Genomic DNA, 1,087 nt, shown 5'->3' with positions numbered 1-1,087 from the left:
AAAAGCATGATCGCGGATGGGGACGACGACGAATGAGGTATCCCGCATCCGAGAAACTCGAGATCATCCGGTTGGTTGAGCGGTCACATCTGCCGACCAAGCGCACCTTGGACAAGCTGGGTATCCCCAAGACCACCTTCTATCGCTGGTATGATCGGTATCTGGCCGGTGGTCCCGAAGCCCTGGAGGATCGCCGCCCCAGGCCGTCACGGGTCTGGAATCGTATCCCGGAACCTGTCCGCGAGAAGATCAAGGACCTGGCCCTGAAGGAAAGTGATCTGTCGCCGCGGGAGCTAGCCGTGCGCTTCACCGACACGGAAAAGTACTTTGTGTCAGAGGCTTCGGTCTATCGCATCCTCAAGTCCTACGACCTGATCACCAGCCCGGCCTATGTGGTCCTGTCAGCGGCGGATGAGTTCAAGGACAAGACCACGCGGCCAAACCAGCTCTGGCAGACCGACTTCACTTACCTGAAGGTCATCGGCTGGGGATGGTTCTATCTCTCGACGATCCTCGACGACTTCAGTCGCTACATCATCGCCTGGAAGCTCTGCACGACGATGAAGGCGGGTGATGTGACCGATACGCTGGACTTGGCGCTAAAGGCCTCGGGCTGCGATCAGGCGACGGTCCTACACAAGCCAAGACTGCTCAGTGACAACGGCTCCAGTTACATCTCCGGCGACTTGGCCGATTGGCTGGAAGATCAGCAGATGGACCATGTGCGCGGCGCTCCGTATCACCCGCAAACTCAGGGCAAGATCGAGCGATGGCACCAGACCTTGAAGAACCGCATCTTGCTGGAAAACTACTACCTGCCCGGTGATCTCAGGCAACAGATCGATGCCTTTGTCGATCACTACAATCACCAGCGCTATCACGAGAGCCTGCAAAACCTCACCCCGGCCGATGTCTACTTCGGGCGCGGCCAGACCATTCTGAAACAACGAGAAAGGATCAAACGAAAGACCATCGAAACGCGACGCTTGCTCCACCGCAAATCCGCCGCATAATCACAACAACCAGATGCGCCAGACCCTCTCTTAGCTCAGGCCGCCATCTGTCCCAAAATCCCTGACGACGGACA

Annotated in this window: 1 protein-coding gene; it reads left to right on the top strand. The window is 57.5% G+C overall.

The window, feature by feature from the left end; genetic code table 11:
* Nucleotides 1-1,013 (top strand): IS3 family transposase (locus V6N02_RS22320; protein WP_371229938.1); only part of this gene is annotated, 1,013 nt, incomplete at its 5' end.
* Between the last annotated feature and the right edge of the window lie 74 nt (nt 1,014-1,087).

The organism is Roseovarius conchicola (assembly GCF_041403425.1).
Taxonomy (GTDB): domain Bacteria; phylum Pseudomonadota; class Alphaproteobacteria; order Rhodobacterales; family Rhodobacteraceae; genus Roseovarius; species Roseovarius conchicola.
The sequence above is the reverse complement of the archived record's forward strand: the minus strand, read 5'-3'. Positions and strand labels throughout refer to the sequence as shown.